The sequence below is a fragment of the Pseudonocardia sp. CA-142604 genome, assembly GCF_050948475.1.
Taxonomy (GTDB): Bacteria; Actinomycetota; Actinomycetes; order Mycobacteriales; family Pseudonocardiaceae; genus Pseudonocardia; species Pseudonocardia alaniniphila.
Map to the genome: position 1 here is coordinate 5,427,644 of NZ_CP192045.1, position 16,481 is coordinate 5,444,124.

A 16,481-nucleotide genomic window follows, 5' to 3' on the forward strand; every position below is an offset into this window, starting at 1 on the left:
GCCAGCTTGACGTGAAAGCGAGCTACTGTTTGTCGAGACCGCCGAGGTCTCCGCCGGTTCGAAGATGTCGACGATCGACATATCTCGATCTCACACTTGCGCAACGCCCAGAAATGTGCGATCGGGCAGACCTCGTTCGCCGAATCAACATTCGTTTGTGGGACTGTCACGTTCTACGCCTACCGGCCTACAGAATGTACGAGCCATTGCCTGGACAGGCTCAAGATCCGGGGATGACGAAATGACAATGGAAGGGATTGCGCATGCATCTGCCTCACAGGACGGACGTAGCCCAAGGAGTGCCCCGCGTCCATGTCGACGAAATCCCGTTACCCCTGTTCCGCCCTGGCCATGATTCCAAAGTACTGCAGAGTAAGCGCTTCGCGATGTGCACTGGCTCACTGTGAAGTCCGGCGAGTTGCCCAATTGACCCCCCTTGGCCATCTCGGGACGGGCATTTTCTCGCCGACCGGGAGACAATTCTTCCTTGAAGGTTGCGGAAGCAGAGCCGGTATGCCGATGCTCGCGACGCCGACAGCTGGGGCCATCCCGTATTGCATCCACCGGAACGCCCGTTCGAACGTCCTGCGGTCGAGGAACCCGCCGCAGGCGCGATCGACGCCTGAGGCATGAATCGAATATTTCCGGAGGAACTATGAGCGGCCCTGCTGGAGTTCTTCCGGTCCTTGACCGGACGTCCCAACAGGACCGCCCGGTGGTCCCGAGCCACGCTCAGGATTCGAGCAACGAACAAAGGAGATTCCCGTGGAGGGTGTCGATCCCACGGTGCCGCCGAGCGGTACCGGCTGTGCCGACTGCGAAGCAACCAGCCCGAAAGGGTGGTGGTATCACTTGCGCCGTTGCGCGCTCTGCGGCCACATCGGGTGTTGTGACACGTCGCCCAGCCAGCACGGCAGCGCCCATGCCGCCTCGACCGGACACCCGGTCGCGCGCAGCTTCGAGCCGGGTGAAGAGTGGTTCTGGGACTACAAGAAGCAAGTCAAGTACGACCACGGTCCCGAGCTGACCGCGCCGACGCACCGCCCGGTCGAGCAAACCGCCCCGGGCCCCGCTGACCGCGTGCCCGCGGACTGGGCCGACCACCTCCACCGGTGACAAGTGGCGTCGCCTGACCTCCCCGGTCAGGCGACGCGGAACCCTCGTTGAAGCACCTGCGGAGGCGCCGTCCACGCGCGTAGCTGTCGGGGTTCCCAGACCTGGCCATGGCCGGATCCTGCAGAGCCGTGTCATTGCTGCCGTCCGGCCGCGGCGACACGCTCGACGCGTGCTGCAGACCTTCATCGAGCTGTACCGCTACACCGAGGCGTGGACCGGGCTCACCGACGGCGAACGCGACAAGTTCACCCGGCAGATCCTCGGGTCCGCCGGCGAGCTACAGGCCTTGGGCATCGAGGTCGTCGCGTACGGCGTCAACGACCCAGACACCGACCGCCGCGCGCCCTACGACTTCTTCTGCGTCTACCGCGTGCCCGATCTCCAGACCCGCCGCCTCTTCGAGAAGGCCGTCGAGGCCTCGGGCTGGTACAGCTACTTCGACCAGGTCAACCTCTCCGGCGCCGCCCTGACCCCGCTCGGGTTGTTCACCGCGAACGCCCGGCTGGAGGAACCGGCCGTGCAGGCGGAGGAGATCGCCCCGCAGTCGCGGTACCCGAAGAAATCCGCCGTGTCCCACGGCCACAGCATGAGCTACGTCGAGCACGGCGAGGGGCGGGCGATCGTCCTCCTCCACGGCGACGTGATGTCATCCTTCCTGTGGCGCAACGTGATGCCGCACCTCGAGGGCCGCGGGCGGCTCCTCGCCGTGGACCTCGTCGGGGCCGGCGACTCGGAGAAGCTGCCGGGCTCCGGCGAGGGCACCTATTCCTTCGCCGAGCACGCCCGCCACCTCGACGGTCTGCTCGAGGCACTGGACGTCGGCGACGACGTCGTCCTCGTCGGCCACGACTGGGGCGCCAACCTCGCCTTCGACTGGGCGATGCGGCACCCCGGCCGGACCGCCGGGATCGCCTTCTGCGAGGCCCTGACCCCGCCCTTCGACTGGGAGGACTGGCCGGGGGCGGTGCAGCCGCTCTTTCGGTTCCTCCGCTCCCCCGAGGGCGAGCAGGCGGTGTTGCAGCACAACGCCTTCGTCGAGAGCGTTCCGCGCCTCCTCACCCGGGTACTCGCACCGGAGGAGCTCACGGAGATCGCGCGCCCGTACGCCTTGCCCGGCGAGGGCCGCCGGCCAACGCTCGACTGGCCACGCCAGGTGCCCTTCGGCGACGACGACACTCCCGTCCGGGCACAGCTCGAGCAGCAGGCCGCATGGCTCGCGACCAGCCCCGTCCCGAAGCTGTTCCTGCAGGCACACCCGGGCGGCATCGCCGCCCTCGACGGACGTCGCGCCGCCGCGATCCGCTGGTACACGGCCCTGACGGAGGCCCGCGTCACCGGCTCCCACTGGATCCCCGAGGAGGACCCCCACGGCATGGGGCGCGCCCTCGCCCACTGGCTCGACGAGCTCCCCGCCCGGTGACGCCCTGCCGTCGCTGAGCTGGGAGTGGGCGAGATCCACCGGATGGATCCTCGGTCCGGCACAGCGGCGGGCCTGTGGGCCCCTGACCTGCGCTACACCGCGGGCCGGCTGCGCTTCGTGCTCCGTGGCGGGGAACCGGGTCCGTCGCTCTCGACGACCTGACCTGACCTGGCCGGACCCGGCACTCGTCAGGGCCGACGAGGAACGGGCCCGTGACACCCTGCTCGCACACTCCTTCCGCACCTACCTGTACGGGCTGGCCCTCGTCGCCTCTACGGGGCCCGGCCGGACGAGGAGCTGTGCGTCGTCGCGGCGCTGCTCCACGACGCGAGGTTGGCGAACTGCTTCGCTGTCGCCGGCGGGCTCGACACCGAGCGCTTCGCCCTCGGGCATGGCGCCCCCGCGGAGCGGGCCGGCGCGATCGGCGCCGCGATCGCCGCCCACATCACGACGGGCGCGGCCGAGGACCTCGCCGATCCCGGCGCGCTCGTGTCCGCGGGCGCCCTGCTCGATCGCACCGGGCAGCGCCTCGACGAGGTCGACCCGCGCTGGGTCGACCGGCTGCTGCGCGAGTACCCGCACGACGGCTTCGGCCGGGCGGCGAGCGGCTACTGGCGCGCGGAGTCGCGGGCGCTGCCCGGGCGCGCCCGATGGCTCACCAGCCACGCCGCCCTCCCGCTGCTCATCCGTGCGGCACCGTTCCCCCGATACGCGGCTGGTGAGCGCCGGCGGGATCGGGGCGGAAGCGGCGGCGGTACTCCCCTGGCGTGGTCCGCAGGCGGTCGCGGAATACCCGGTGCAGCGTCTCCACGGACCGCAGGCCGCTCTCCCGCGCGATGCTCTGCGCCGTGCGGTCCGTCTGCTCGAGCAGCCGCCGCGCCAGCTCCAGCCGCAGCCTCTCGACGTAGGCAGCGGGCGTGGTCCCGGTGTCGGCGTGGAAGACCCGGGCGAAATGCCGCGGGCTCATTGCCGCCCGCTCGGCCAGCGCGGTCACAGACAGGTCCCCGGCGAGGTGCTCACCGATCCAGGCTCGGAGCCGGCGCAGGTCGTCCCGGGTGCTGGGCCGGTGCGCCAGCGGCTCGCTGAACTGACTCTGGCCGCCCGGCCGCTGCAGGTACATCACCATGATCCGGGCGACATCGAGCGCGACCTCGTGGCCGTGGTCCTCGGCGACGAGCGCCAGCGCCAGATCCATGGACGCCGTCAGCCCCGCGCTCGTCCACATCTTCCCTGAGCGGACGAAGATCGGGTCCGTCAGCACTTCGACCTGCGGGTACCGCGCGAGCTCGGCGGCGGTTGCCCAGTGCGTGGTCGCGCGGTAGCCGTCGAGGAGCCCTGCGGCGGCCGTCAGGTGCGCCCCCGCGCACATCGAGGCGACCCGCCCCGCCCCCGGCCCGACCGCGCGCACCCACTCGACGGCGGCGGCGTCGGTGCGCGGCACAGGGTGATTGTCCTCGATCTCGACGGTGCCGGGCACGAGCAGGGTGTCGATCTCCCGCTGCCACGAGGCGAAGGTCTCCTCAGCGCACAGCCGCAGCCCGGAGAAGGTCGGGACCGGCCCCTCCCGCTCACCGACGAACCGCACGTCGTACCCGCCGGCCGCGCTCCCGTCCCGGGCGAGGCGCTTCGTCGCGAGCGTGAACACCTCCGCCGGCCCCGTCACGTCGAGCGCGTCCACACCAGGGAACAGGACGACCGCCACCACGTGCGGCACCCGAGGATCCATGGCCCCAGCCTGGCTCGCGCCGACGCCCCCGGACAACCGCCCGGATCGGCGCGTCTCCGGTCGCCGCCAGGCCCGGCCGTCCTAGAAACCGTGTTGTGGAGCCGCAGTGCTGTTGAGGCGGGGCGTTTGACAGCACTACGGCTCCACAACACGCATATCGCCCATTCTGCGGATAGCTTTGCCGGGCGACCAACTGCCGTTCAAGGCGACGCGTCCATCTACCGGCTGTACAGCTGTCGGCGACCTGGAAAGATCATAATCATGAGCACTCCCGAGCTGCCGGTGGCGCGGACCTGCCCGTTCACACAACCGGAGTTGCACGCACGCTCATCCGACGAAGAACCCGTTACTCGCGTCCGCCTTCCCAACGGATCACGCGCGTGGTTCGTGACGCGCTACGAGGACGTGCGAACTGTGCTGAGCGACCCGCGATTCTCCTCGGACCGGGAGAAACCCGGCTTTCCGCGATTGTCTCGCGGAAACGACAAGGAACCCGTGCGCACGATGCTCGGGATGGACGCGGAGGAGCATCGGGCGGCTCGCGGCGGCGTGCTCGGCGAGTTCACGCTCCGGCGCGTGAACGCGCTGCGCCCGCGAATCCAGGAGATCGTCGACGGCCTGATCGACGACCTGCTCGCAGCCAGCCACCCGGCTGATCTGGTGCCGTCGCTGGCGCTGCCGGTGCCGTCGCTGCTGATCTGCGAGCAGCTCGGCGTGCCATACGTGGATCACGCCTTCTTCCAAGAGAACACCGAGAAGCTGTTCAGCCGGGAGACTCCACCGGAGGAAACCGCCGCCACCTACGCGCGACTCCATCGCTACTTCGACGAGCTGATCACTGCGAAGGAAGCCGCGCCTTCCGACGACCTGCTCGGTCGGCAGATCACCGAGAGCCGTGCTGCGGGCACCTACGACCACGCCTACCTGGTCGGGCTCGCGTTCCTGCTCCTGGCGGCCGGGCACGAGTCGACGGCGAACATGATCTCGGTCGGGGTCCTCGGGCTGCTGGAAAACCCCCGGCAACTGCGGTTGATCGCGGCCGACCAGGGAAAGACACCGGTTGCGGTCGAGGAGCTGCTGCGCTTCTTCTCGATCACGGACACGGTCCCGCTTCGCGTGGCTCTCGCCGACGTCGAGCTCGGCGGTGTGCTGATCAAGGCCGGTGAAGGTGTGCTGCCCTCGCTGTACGCGGCGAACTGGGACCGGTCCGTGTTCGACTCGCCGGATGTGCTCGACGTCGAGCGCGGCGCCCGGCACCACGTCGCGTTCGGGTACGGGCCGCACCAGTGCCTGGGCCAGAACCTTGCGAGGGCCGAGCTGGAGATCGTGTTCGAAACGCTGTTCCGCCGGATTCCGGGGTTGAAGCTCGCCGTGGACGTCGACGAGATCCCCACCAAGGAAAAAGCATCGGTGTACGGGCTGTACCGTCTCCCCGTCACCTGGTAGACAACAAATTCCCCACCACGAACCAGAAAAATGAAGCCATGAAGATCATCGCCGATTTCTCGAACGTCGCGATCTGCCGAACTGCGCTACTCCCGATGCGGCCATGAGCAGCGCGCCCGACGTCTCTCGGGTTGGTAACCCCGCATCGGTTACTGCGTTGCCGCGGCAGAGGTCCGGACCGAAGGACCGGCACCACCGATCTGTTCGGGCTTCGCCACCACAACAGGACACGGAGCACATTCGACGAGCCCGATACTCTCGAGCCGGGCGTCATTGCGTCGATCTGGTGGTGGCCGCGGTGCCCGACGACCAGCATCCGCGCCGAGGCGGCGTGATGGAGCAGCGCCCGCAGTGCTGTGTCCTCCGCCGGCACCCGATCGATCGGTAGCGCAGGGTGGGTTGCTGCGACGAGATCGAGTTCGGAGTCCAGAACGTGCGCGCCGTCCTCTGCAAGGATCACCGCGTCCTCGTGCAGGCGCCGCCCGCCCCCGTGGGGGCCAGGCACCACGTCCGCCCACGCGTGCACCGCCACGAGCCGCGCTCCCAGGGAGTCGGCGAGCTCCGCGGTGAGCATCAGCCCCGCGTGTCCGGCCGCCGAACCGTCGACACCCGCCACGATTGGGGCCACTGCGCGGTGGCGGAACCTGGGGATGGGGACCGCAGACAATCGCGACGGGACAGGCGACACCGTCGATGAGACCGACCGCGACCGAGCCCGCGAGCATCCCTGTCCACGCACGTGGCCCGTAGCTGCCGAGAACGAGCAGCCGGGCGTGGGCTGCCTAGTCGGCGAGAATCTGCACGGTCGCTCCTGCCACGACCTCGGCTACCTCGGTGTGTGCCCCAGCCCGCTCGGCGCCGTGCTCCAGCTCTGTCAGCCACGGCGGCGGCGGAATTCGGTCCGTCGTCCGGCGTGCCGGGTACGGCGAGCACCAGTCGCAACGCCGCACCCCACACCGCTGCGATGTCGGCCGCCCACTCCGCGGCATCACGCGCCGAGTCCGCCGGATCGACTCCCGCGACGACGGGGAGGTGGTTCTCGGTGAACGCCTCCATGGCGCTGGCATCCATTGGTGCTGCCTCCGTCCGGACCGCGTACAGGCTGGTGAGAACCCGGTTCAGCAACGCAGAGTCAGGGGCTCCGCGACCTGAGGCCGAAAGGGCCGCTCCTTCGAGACGCCGGGCCGGCTCCTCCCTCACCGTTCGGCCGTATCCGCCGGAGAGCCAGATCCTTGCGGGCGGCCAACGTTTCCACCCGTCGAACGTGCGGCTGTACGACCGCAACAGCAGCAATGCAGCCGGCTCCGGGTCCGACAAAGGTGAGGAAAGGCCACTCGGCCCGCCTCGCTCGGGTCGAGCGAACCTGTCAGCCGACTCCTCCCTGGAGCACTCTCGCCTCCGAGAGCACCGGACCAGAGGAGACGCGCATGGCCCCCACCGTGAACGACTCACCCGGAGCCCGGCTCGGCGTGGTCGTCGGAGTTGACGGCAGCCGCACCGCGTTGGACGCAGTCCGCTGGGCGGCGGTTGAGGCCCAGCTGCGGGGGCTCCCCCTGCAGATCCTGCACGCTGCCCCCTACACCGCTGATCACACCCGGCCCGGGCTACGTCGGGCCCACGACATCCTCGCCCGCGCCTTCACCGTTGCCCGACGCACGCATCCCGAGCTACCCGTCGCGACGAATCGCACCGAGGACACACCGGTCTGCTCTCTGCTCGATGTGGCCGAGCGCGCCGAGCTCCTGGTGCTCGGGATGAGCGGGGGCGAGCGATTCCCGGAGGCGTTCGTCCACTCCGTCGTACTCGACGTGTGCGGGCGCGCGCCGTGCCCTGTGGTGGTGGTCCGCGGCGCGTCAACGCGCCGAACCGGGGACACCGTCGTCGGCGTCGACAGCCCACGCGTCGACGCAGCTGCGCTGGAGGCCGCCTTCACCGACGCGAAGCGGCACGGCAGCCGGGTCGTGGTGGTGCACGCCCTGCACGGTGCCGGCCCGTTCCGCGATCACATCACCGGCCATGAACAGAGTGCCCATGACGCCGCACTGGCGCGCCTGTCCGACCAGATGGCCCCGTTGACCAGTCGATACTCCGACGTCGAGGTCCAGCTCCAGGTGATACACGAGCAGCCGGTTGCCGCGCTGTTCGGCGTGGCGGTGGCGGCCCGTCTCCTGGTCCTGGGCACCCGTAGCCGCGGCGCCGCAGCACGGGCGCTGTTCGGCTCGACGAGCCACGAGGTGCTTCGTTGTTGCCCGGTGCCCGTCATGGTGGTGAACCCGGTGGCCGCGGGGGACGCAGCGGTGCTCGCATCCACCTCGACCGTGACCAGGGACGAGCGGAATCCTCACGATCGCAGTGAGCTGTGGTGATGTGGCCCCACCGTGACGAGATGCAGCGACGGAATGACGAGCGGAATCCCTGAGTGATCACTTCCGGTGGCCGTCCGGCCTGTATGCCGAGGTGGAGGAGAAGGATGACGCAGAGAAGCGATCGGATCGTCGTCGGGTTGGACGGATCAGCGGCCAGCCGCGCAGCGTTGGCGTTCGCGCTGCACGACGCGGCGCGTCGCGATGCCGCCGTGGAGGTGGTCGCCGCCTTCGAGATTCCTGGTTACTGGGATGCCCTGTACAGGGCATTCCCGCCGGAAGACAGTCCGTCGTTGGCCGAGGCCCACGATGCGGTGCGCAAGGAGGTCGAGACGGTCGTTGGGGACGTCACGGGGAGCCTGGTCGACGAGATGCCACAGCTGCCGCCGGTCACCGTGACAGCCGTAGGCGGAAGTGCAGCTGACGCGCTGCTACGAGCCGCCCGAACTGCGGATCTCCTTGTAGTGGGAAGCCGCGGACGCGGTGGCTTCACGAGCATGCTGATGGGTTCTGTCAGCTTGCAGTGTGTGCTCCACGCGACCTGCCCGGTCACAGTCGTGCATACACCCGCGGAGAAAGTGGAAGAGCAGGCCGTGGAGCAATCGGCCCCCGCACTGGGTTGAAACACGAGCGGGCAGGTAGCCACGAGGCGCCGGACGGAACCAGCCCCGCGGCCCGTTCACGGCAACCCAGCGCAGGTCGAGCCACGGCTGCTCGCCCGCCCCGCCTCGATCGACTTCCTCTTCGCCTACGGCCTCGCGCCACTCGGGCTCGCCCCGGCGATGGCTGGCTTCGGCACGGGGCCGGTGCTGCTCGCGTGCACGCCGGCCCTGCCTGATCGCTGGTTCACCCGGGTCCGGGAACTCGAGGTCCCGCGAGTCGCGGGCGAACTCCTCAGTGAGAGGCCGTCGGTCGCAGCTGACCCCTCCACCGCGGATCAGCCAGGCCGATGAGGCGATCGGGCACGGTGAGGGTGTCCGATAGCCCGCCGCGGGATGTCGACGACGTTCGGGTCAGCCCATTCGCTGGGGTCGCGGTTGGCTCCAGCGACGAACAGAATGATCTTCTCGTCCTCGCCGAGAGCGACGTCGTCGACATCGACCTCTCGGGTCGTGGTCCGGAGGATCATCCGCGTCGCAGAACCCCCGCGACCGGAATATCCGCGCGAGGTCGGCCATCCCGTCAGACGGCTCGTTCTGCGGCAGCCGAGCGACCATCTCCCCAGCGACCACCGCGGCGGTCGCCTCCGGAGGAAGTCGGGGGCGAACGGGTCGAGGTAGCGGACCGCGATTGTAGTCGGCATCGGACTCCCTTCGTGTTGCTGGAGAGCTTGAAGCGGTATCGCAAATCTGTTGGTTACGATGGGTGCACCCGGATCGGTATTCGAGATCCGGTGCACACGATCCAGGGGCACGTGGGATGAGCGGCACGGTCATCGGTGTCCATGCAGAGGCCCAGCCCTTCGTAAGGCGTGACGATCAATACCGCAGCCCGCCCCGCAGCGGCGGTTCGAGAACGTCACACAGCAAATGCTAAGAGCGCATCCCCCATGCGGCCAACGAGAGTTCGGAATTCCTGCCATGCGTCGTCGGCATGGTCTTCGGCAACGTCTCGCTGGTCGCGTTGCGGGTGTTTCGCGAGGTGACCGAGCGCTGCACGCTCACCGCCGCTGCGGGCACGGTGTTGCCCGAGCGGCGCCGCGGCGGGGTGCGGCTGACCGGGGCGGCGTACGTTGTGTTTCGCCGGTGAAGTAGCTCGCGGTTGTGCGGGATGGGTAAGGAAAGTCCCGCTCATGTCGCCGGGCACTGCTCGACTCACACGGGGGCGCCTCGTCGTCATCGGCACCGGCGGCGCCGCGGCGACACCGACGTCCATGACGCTCGCGCATACCGGGAATGTCGAACGCTCGTTGGCAGAATGCGCGGTCGACCCCTAACCTTGAAGCGTGACATGTTCTCACATCGCCATGTGCATACCGTCCATATTTTCGGCGCAGTCGACGTCTGCAAGGCTCTCAACAAATACGGCGGCCTCACTGCCGCGCTCTGGCCCGACCACACTCGAGGGCATGTCACAAATCCCGGACTACGACGCTCGGCCAGCCCGATCCTGAATTAGCTATCAAAGGTCCGAGGCGCTGTTTGACATTCACCGTACAGCCGCAGCGTCAGGGGCGTGACCAACCTCCGCCATCGGCAAGGCGCGCCGATCGCAATCGGCGCCTCCGATCGACGCTTCGTCGAGTCGTTCGCCGACACGACGAACCGCGGCCGGGACTGGCGCGGGTCTCGACGAAGCCGCGGGCGTGCCCTTGCCCGAGATCCGCCAACTGCGGCTCAGTTGGGGCGCGCAACCGGGAGGAGGCAGTCGCGTGCGCGGGCGCGCCTCCGGTTCCGCCGGCACAGCAGCGGAACGGCTGGGCGGTCAACGTCACCGCGACCTTCGCGTCCGCCGCGGATGCGTGCCGGACGATGGGGCGCGGGCTCAACTGCGTCGGCCCGACGGGGCCACGAGCGTCGAGGCGGCGCGACCCCCGCATGTGGGGGCGAGGCCCTTCCGGTTGGCCGTCCGCGAAGCCGGACGCCCTGCTGTTTGCCGAGCAACGCCTGCTCCAGCCGTGAGATCGACGTCTTCAGCGTGTCGGCCCAGCCTGGCCTCATCGCTCCGGCACCAGCATTGCCATCCAGCAGCCTCGCAGGCCGGCGGCGCGGTGACGCAGCCGCTCGCCGGTGCCCCCCGACGGCGGCCGATTCCGGCCGTGGCTGCATCCCCGCTGCCGAGCGGTCGGCTGCTGCGGAGCGAACTCCGGACGCGGCGACGAGCCCGGCTTTCCCATTCCCACGCCCACACCGCAACGTCGACACGGAGACGAGCCGCACCCACGTCCCGACGAGCTTCACAACCGCTGCTCGGCGTCCTCACACAGCATCCGATCCCCACGTTGAGTAGACCCACCAAGTGCAACCAGCCATCGCTGTCATGCCGCACCCGACTGGACGTCGGAATCTCCTGCTCCTAGCGTGACTGGCGAGCCGGCCGAAAAATCAGCACCAACACCCGCCACCCGCTCAGCACTTCATCGCACCACCCGACCAGCAGTGGCCAATCGATTCAGCCGCCCACATGTCCAATGGAGTGGCCGCTGCAGGAGCGACCGGAAGCCAAGGAAGCGATCGAGCCACTCCGGGCGCTTCGGGATAGGAGTAGTTCTTGCCTCATAGTCAACTGGAAGACGAATGGGCGTGGCGGCTGTTGGAGATCATCAACGCCGGATGGATGTCGCAGGTCGTCCGCGCGGCGGCAGAACTGGGCATCCCTGACCTGCTCGCCAGAGGACCACGCTCGGCACCTGAGCTCGCCGCCACCACCGAAACGCACGCACCCTCGCTGCAGCGGCTGTTGCGGGGGCTCGCCACGCTCGACATCTGTTCCGAACGCGACGACGGCTCCTTCGACCTGGCCCCGATGGGCCGGCTGCTTCGGACCGACGCGGAACTCTCGCTGCGCTCATGGGCGATCCACTGGGGCCGCGATCTCTGGACCGAGTGGGCACACCTGATCGACAGCGTGGTGACCGGCCACAGCGCTCGCGATCTGATCAACGCGAGGTCCCACGACGGCCTCATCATCGACGACCCGGCGCGTGCCACGGCCTTCATCGCCGGAACGGCCGAGCTCACCCGAGTGACCATGCACGGCATCATGAGCGGCTACGACTTCCGCACGACCGAGCGGCTCGTCGACGTCGGTGGTGGCCGGGGCGATCTGCTCGCCGCCATCCTGAAGGAGAATCCGGCAGTTCGGGGCGTGCTGTTCGAGCTACCCGACGTGATCGACCACGCACGTCCGTACCTGCAGGGGGCCGGCGTCGCCGACCGCTGCACGCTGGTGGCGGGGAGCTTCTTCGACGACGTGCCCGCCGGTCCCGGCGTCTACGTACTCAAGAGCGTCCTGCACAACTGGGACGACGATCGGGCTCGTGACCTCCTCACCACGTGTCGGCGGGCCATGACCGGGTCGTCGAACCTCCTGGTGATCGAGCATCTCGTCCCCGACGTCGTGGAGGCCGATCCTGTGCACCGCTCACTCAGCTTCATCGACCTGCTCATGCTGGTGACGCAGGCTGCCAGGGAACGCACCGAATCCGAGTGCCGCACCCTTCTGTCGGCCGCGGGCTTCACGACGACCGCTGTGACATCGGTGGCCAGGAACCTGACGCTCGTCGAGGCCGTCCCCACCACGTAGGCACGCGCCCTTCACGCCGTTGATGTTCCGCGCCCCGTTGGCCTCCAGCACGCAGATGTGACCGGTCTGTCTCGTTCCAGCGGCCGGCCATGACATCAACGCATGTCAGGAATTCCGAACTCTCGCTGGCCGCACCCGAGGTGGACGCTTAGCGTTTGCAACGTGACACATTCTCGAATCGTTGCGCTTACGAGGATGGCCGTCTGCGCGGATACCGGCGTCCCGTGCTGCTCGGCGTGCGCGTTCCGTTCGCGACCGCACAATTCGCAGCGCTATGGGATTACTCTGCATTATGTTTCAGGTAATGCACGATTCGGGAATTTGATCCTCTTGTTCCGTTCGAACAGATCACGCTGTCCGTTCATGCGTGTTCGAGCCCTACACCCCGGAGATGCACGACCTCACGCAGCGGCGCGAGCTGACTGCAGCGATCATCGATTAGGGAGTTCCGATGGCTATGGTCTTCGATTACGTCATTGTCGGCGCCGGTTCGGCGGGATGTGTTCTTGCCTCCCGGCTGTCCGAAGAGCCGGACGTGAGTGTTCTCGTCCTCGAGAGCGGATCACGTGACGTCCGCCGGGAGATCTGCACACCTTCCGCCTGGCCGACACTGTTGGGCAGCGACCTCGACTATGCGTATCGCACGACCCCGCAACACGAGATGTACGAAACCCGGGTCGCGTGGCCCCGTGGACGCACCGTCGGCGGCTGCAGTGCGATCAATGCGATGGTCTACCTGCGTGGGCATCGCGACGACTACGACACGTGGGCGCGACAAGGCGCCACGGGATGGGCGTTCGACGACGTGCTGCCGTACTTCCGGCGGATGGAGTCGGTGCCCCATGGTGATCCGCGCTTTCGCGGCACCGCTGGGCCCATGCGACCAAGCCCGACGCACGATCCCAATCCGCTCTCTGCGGTGTTCCTCGCAGCAGCGGAGGCCATCGGCCACCCGATAACGCCCGACTTCAACGGCGAGCAACAAGTGGGTGCGGGGTGGCAGGATCTCTCGATCACCGGCGGACAGCGCCAGAGCGTGGCCGACGCCTACCTGACCCCGAGCGTCCTCGGACGCCCGAACCTCACCGTCCACACCGAGACCCGAGCCCTCAAGCTGATCGTGCGCGGTGGCCGTTGCAAAGGGGTGCGGGTTGGACGAGCCAGTGCGATCATCGACGTCCTCGCCACCCGGGAGGTCGTCGTCTCCTGCGGCGCCATCGACACACCACGCCTGCTGCTGCTCTCCGGGATCGGCCCGGCCGACGAACTGCGCGATGCCGGGGTCAGGGTGGTGCAGGACCTGCCCGGCGTCGGCCGCAACCTGCACGACCACCCGCTGACCTCGGTTGTCTACGAGGCGAACCGGGAGATCCCGCCGGGCGCGTCGAATCTCTCGGAGACCTCGTTGCTGTGGCGTAGCGATGATGGGCTGCTCGGTCCGGACATGCAGATGCAGTTCGTTCATGTCCCGTTCCTGCAGCCCGGTATGCAGGCACCCTCGAACAGTTTCACGCTCGGGGTCGCGACGGTGCCGAAGAGCCGTGGCACGATCCGGCTCCGCAATGCCGACCCTGCCGCGTCGCCGCTGATCGACCCGCAGTACCTCACCGACGTTGATGACCGCACCCGTCTCGTCCACGGCGTCGAGACAGCACGCGCCATCGTTGCCGACAGTGCCTTCGACGGATGGCGGGGAGCCGAACTGTATCCCGGCGGGGAGACAACAGGTGCCGACGAGCTCGAGCAGTTCGTCCGACGCGCCACGGGAACGTATTGCCATCCGGTGGGCACCTGCGCAATGGGCTCCGGAGACGATGCCGTGGTCACCCCGGACCTGCGGGTGCGAGGTGTCGAGAACCTCCGGGTGATCGACGCGTCGGTCATGCCCCGCATCGTCTCGGTGAACACCAACGTCCCGACGATCATGATCGCGGAACAGGGAGCCGAACTGATCCGGAGCCGGACATTGAGTACCAGCCACAAGTTCGCCAAGGACAGGCACGGACGCAGTCTCGTGCACTCCTTCGTGGCGTTGGCTTCGCGTCACCGCAGTTGCGCTTAGGGGAACTGCAGCGGGGTGGTTGGCCGCTTCGCGACCGAAGTGGGTATCGGTCCGGTCACTCCACCGCAGCTCGGGCGGTCCACAGCTCCGGGAACGGAATCTCGTCGAGCGTCGGTGACAACCAGGCAACGGTCGGCCGGCCGAAGTAACCATCCCGGTTCCCGAACGTCCGGCGCACCGACATCAAGTGCCGGTACTTCCAGGTGGTGAACTCCTCGGCGATGTCGGCCAGCGTCTCACCCAGCGCGAAGAACTCCGGGTGCTCCGCGGGATCCTGGTACACCGTGCGCCATACCTCACCCACCGCCGGATGAGGCGCGTACGGGGCGGCGAGGTCGCGCTGCAGGCAGTTCGCCGGGATCGGGTAGCCCCTCTCGGCGAGAAGGCCCAGCACGTCGTCGTAGAGGGTGGGTTGACCGAGGGCCTCGCGCAGCTCGCGCAGGCGGGTCGGGGTGCCTTCGAGCGAGACGAGCCCGTCGGTCGACCTGCTCCCCAGCAGGATCGCCATCCAGCGGAACATCCACGACTGCAGGGCGCTGAACTGTCGCCTGCCGTGCACCTCCGCGATCCCGCGCTGGATCGGGCCGAAGTCGACCGGGGTCATCCACGAGATCGACAACCAGTTCCCGTTCAGCGCACGAAAGTGAGCCGCGGTCCGGCGCAGGGTGGCGCCGGCCCGGTCAAGCCGTTGGCTACGGAGTTCACCCTGGGCCGTCCGCAGCTCGTGCACGATCAGCCCGAAGTAGAGCTCCATGACCTGGGCGTTGACCATGAAGGCCGGCTCTGCCGGGCTGTCACTGAGTGGCATCTGGAGGGTGTGCAGCACTTCGCTGCACAGGTACGAACTGTATGGCGTCTGCTCATCGGGATCACCCGGGCCGGGATGGTTCAGGAGCATCCTCTTCCCATTGTGCGTTTCCTGCGGGGGCTGCACGGAAGACATGGCCGTCTCCTCGACGTATCTCGCGGACGAACAATGACATTGGCATGTAAGGCAACGAGATTGAGTGCGTGCCGGATTCCGACGCTGTCACCTTTGCGTGAAATGACCGTCGCCGGACGGGGTGCTCGCCGGGCGCGCGGCGCGGGCATGGCCGGTCAGGCCCCATCGAGGAAGGAGCGCACGGCGTCGGCGACCGTGCCGGGCACGGCGACGTGGGCGAAGTGTGCCTGCTCGGGGATCTCGACCCGGGTGGCGGCAGGCAGTCTCTCGACGAGGAACCGGGTGGCGTCGACCTGGTACTGCGCGGTCACCTCACCGAGCAGGAGCAGGGTGCGCTGCTGGATCGTCGTGAACCGATCGAGGTCGCCGGCGAGCCCGTTGATGACGCTCAATTCGCGCGGCAACGTCGGGATGAGGTCGACCATCTTTGCCCACATCGGGGTCCCGCGCAGGTCGGCGAGGTCGGCCTCGTCCATGTGCACGATGTCGGAGAGCATGATCGACAGCGCTCGCTCGTGTTCCCCGGCCTTGACCGCCGCGGTACAGGACGTGCACGCGTTCTCGGCGATCAGATCCACCACCGGCAGGGGAGGCTCGTAGAGGACCAGCGCGGAGATGTCGGCTCCGGCGGCTGCGGTCGCCGCGGCGATGATCGCGCCGTAGGAGTGGCCGATGACTGTCGCTCCGGGTCCCGCGACGGCGAGCACGGCGTCGAGGTCGGCGAGCTCGGTCGAGAGGTCGTAGTCCGGGGCGTCGCCGCTGAGGCCGCGCCCACGGCGGTCGACGATCATGACGGTGTTGTGCTCGGCGAGGATCTCGGCGACCGGCAGCCATTGCTCACCGGTCGACATCGCTCCGTGTGCGATGACGATCGCCGGGCCGGTGCCGAGTTGACGCCACCCGATGGGGGTGCCGTCGGCGGAGGTGGTGCGCTTGAGAACTGCCCCCTGCATAGCCCCATGTTTGATTTTTTCAATGCAGCGCGGCAATAGCCCCTGAGTAGCACGTTGTCGGGCTACGTGCGATGTGCGCAGGACCGGGAGCCGAAACTGCCCCAACGGTGTGAATCAGACATATCGGGGGTTGACTGTGCCGCAGCGGCACGGTGTTGCGTCGGAGTCGCACGGCAGGTCGTCCACTGGACGGAGCCCGCCATCCGT

13 protein-coding genes are annotated in these 16,481 nt (G+C 68.2%); 8 read left to right on the top strand and 5 right to left on the bottom strand.

Features of this window, described 5'->3' with window-relative positions; all coding sequences use genetic code 11:
* Positions 1-765 precede the first annotated feature (765 nt).
* On the top strand, positions 766-1,116 hold the full coding sequence (locus tag ACQPZQ_RS24605) for a UBP-type zinc finger domain-containing protein (protein WP_433284407.1): 351 nt from the start codon (positions 766-768) through the stop codon (positions 1,114-1,116).
* A 169-nt stretch (positions 1,117-1,285) separates the two neighbouring features.
* Positions 1,286-2,536 carry a haloalkane dehalogenase gene (locus tag ACQPZQ_RS24610; RefSeq protein ID WP_433284409.1) on the top strand — a complete coding sequence of 417 codons (1,251 nt, stop codon included), beginning with the start codon at positions 1,286-1,288 and terminating at the stop codon, positions 2,534-2,536.
* Positions 2,537-2,779: 243 nt separating this feature from the next.
* Here the strand turns inward: ACQPZQ_RS24610 and ACQPZQ_RS24615 are convergent, their stop codons facing one another.
* On the bottom strand, positions 2,780-3,202 hold the full coding sequence (locus tag ACQPZQ_RS24615) for a hypothetical protein (protein ID WP_433284410.1): 423 nt from the start codon (positions 3,200-3,202) through the stop codon (positions 2,780-2,782).
* Between the two features lie 16 nt (positions 3,203-3,218).
* On the bottom strand, positions 3,219-4,262 hold the full coding sequence (locus ACQPZQ_RS24620) for a GlxA family transcriptional regulator (RefSeq protein WP_433284412.1): 1,044 nt from the start codon (positions 4,260-4,262) through the stop codon (positions 3,219-3,221).
* A gap of 261 nt (positions 4,263-4,523) precedes the next feature.
* Here ACQPZQ_RS24620 and ACQPZQ_RS24625 point away from each other — a divergent pair, with 261 nt between their 5' ends.
* On the top strand, positions 4,524-5,708 hold the full coding sequence (locus ACQPZQ_RS24625) for a cytochrome P450 (protein ID WP_433284414.1): 1,185 nt from the start codon (positions 4,524-4,526) through the stop codon (positions 5,706-5,708).
* Here the strand turns inward: ACQPZQ_RS24625 and ACQPZQ_RS24630 are convergent.
* Positions 5,698-6,324 carry a universal stress protein gene (locus tag ACQPZQ_RS24630; RefSeq protein ID WP_433284416.1) on the bottom strand — a complete coding sequence of 209 codons (627 nt, stop codon included), beginning with the start codon at positions 6,322-6,324 and terminating at the stop codon, positions 5,698-5,700. The two genes, ACQPZQ_RS24625 and ACQPZQ_RS24630, sit on opposite strands and share 11 nt — an antisense overlap.
* A gap of 811 nt (positions 6,325-7,135) precedes the next feature.
* On the opposite strand from ACQPZQ_RS24630, the gene ACQPZQ_RS24635 reads away from it, so the two are divergent.
* The 5 genes from ACQPZQ_RS24635 to ACQPZQ_RS24655 all read left to right on the top strand — a co-directional run bounded on the left by ACQPZQ_RS24635 (position 7,136) and on the right by ACQPZQ_RS24655 (position 14,378).
* A complete protein-coding gene (locus ACQPZQ_RS24635; RefSeq protein WP_433284418.1) occupies positions 7,136-8,074 on the top strand; it encodes a universal stress protein in 939 nt (312 codons plus the stop codon).
* A gap of 104 nt (positions 8,075-8,178) precedes the next feature.
* Positions 8,179-8,694 carry a universal stress protein gene (locus ACQPZQ_RS24640; protein ID WP_433284419.1) on the top strand — a complete coding sequence of 172 codons (516 nt, stop codon included), beginning with the start codon at positions 8,179-8,181 and terminating at the stop codon, positions 8,692-8,694.
* Positions 8,695-9,664: 970 nt separating this feature from the next.
* The gene (locus ACQPZQ_RS24645; RefSeq protein ID WP_433284421.1) at positions 9,665-9,820 is read left to right on the top strand and encodes a hypothetical protein; all 156 of its coding nucleotides are present in this window, start codon (positions 9,665-9,667) and stop codon (positions 9,818-9,820) included.
* A 1,461-nt stretch (positions 9,821-11,281) separates the two neighbouring features.
* Positions 11,282-12,316 (top strand): methyltransferase, encoded by a 1,035-nt coding sequence (locus tag ACQPZQ_RS24650; RefSeq protein WP_433284423.1) that lies wholly within the window; start codon positions 11,282-11,284, stop codon positions 12,314-12,316.
* Positions 12,317-12,773: 457 nt separating this feature from the next.
* Complete coding sequence (locus ACQPZQ_RS24655) at positions 12,774-14,378, top strand: GMC family oxidoreductase (RefSeq protein ID WP_433299347.1); 1,605 nt, start codon at positions 12,774-12,776, stop codon at positions 14,376-14,378.
* 55 nt (positions 14,379-14,433) lie between these two features.
* On the opposite strand, the gene ACQPZQ_RS24660 is transcribed toward ACQPZQ_RS24655, so the two are convergent.
* Both ACQPZQ_RS24660 and ACQPZQ_RS24665 read right to left on the bottom strand, forming a co-directional pair.
* On the bottom strand, positions 14,434-15,321 hold the full coding sequence (locus ACQPZQ_RS24660) for a tryptophan 2,3-dioxygenase (protein WP_433284424.1): 888 nt from the start codon (positions 15,319-15,321) through the stop codon (positions 14,434-14,436).
* A gap of 155 nt (positions 15,322-15,476) precedes the next feature.
* Positions 15,477-16,274, bottom strand: coding sequence for an alpha/beta fold hydrolase (locus ACQPZQ_RS24665; RefSeq protein WP_433284426.1), 798 nt, complete (start codon positions 16,272-16,274; stop codon positions 15,477-15,479).
* Positions 16,275-16,481: the final 207 nt, after the last annotated feature.

Bases quoted from the DNA above. Each gene is read 5' to 3' on its own strand.
- ACQPZQ_RS24620 (WP_433284412.1), bottom strand. From the start codon at position 4,262: ATGGATCCTCGGGTGCCGCACGTGGTGGCGGTCGTCCTGTTCCCTGGT.
- ACQPZQ_RS24625 (WP_433284414.1), top strand. From the start codon at position 4,524: ATGAGCACTCCCGAGCTGCCGGTGGCGCGGACCTGCCCGTTCACACAA.
- ACQPZQ_RS24635 (WP_433284418.1), top strand. From the start codon at position 7,136: ATGGCCCCCACCGTGAACGACTCACCCGGAGCCCGGCTCGGCGTGGTC.
- ACQPZQ_RS24640 (WP_433284419.1), top strand. From the start codon at position 8,179: ATGACGCAGAGAAGCGATCGGATCGTCGTCGGGTTGGACGGATCAGCG.
- ACQPZQ_RS24645 (WP_433284421.1), top strand. From the start codon at position 9,665: ATGGTCTTCGGCAACGTCTCGCTGGTCGCGTTGCGGGTGTTTCGCGAG.
- ACQPZQ_RS24655 (WP_433299347.1), top strand. From the start codon at position 12,774: ATGGTCTTCGATTACGTCATTGTCGGCGCCGGTTCGGCGGGATGTGTT.
- ACQPZQ_RS24660 (WP_433284424.1), bottom strand. From the start codon at position 15,321: ATGTCTTCCGTGCAGCCCCCGCAGGAAACGCACAATGGGAAGAGGATG.
- ACQPZQ_RS24665 (WP_433284426.1), bottom strand. From the start codon at position 16,274: ATGCAGGGGGCAGTTCTCAAGCGCACCACCTCCGCCGACGGCACCCCC.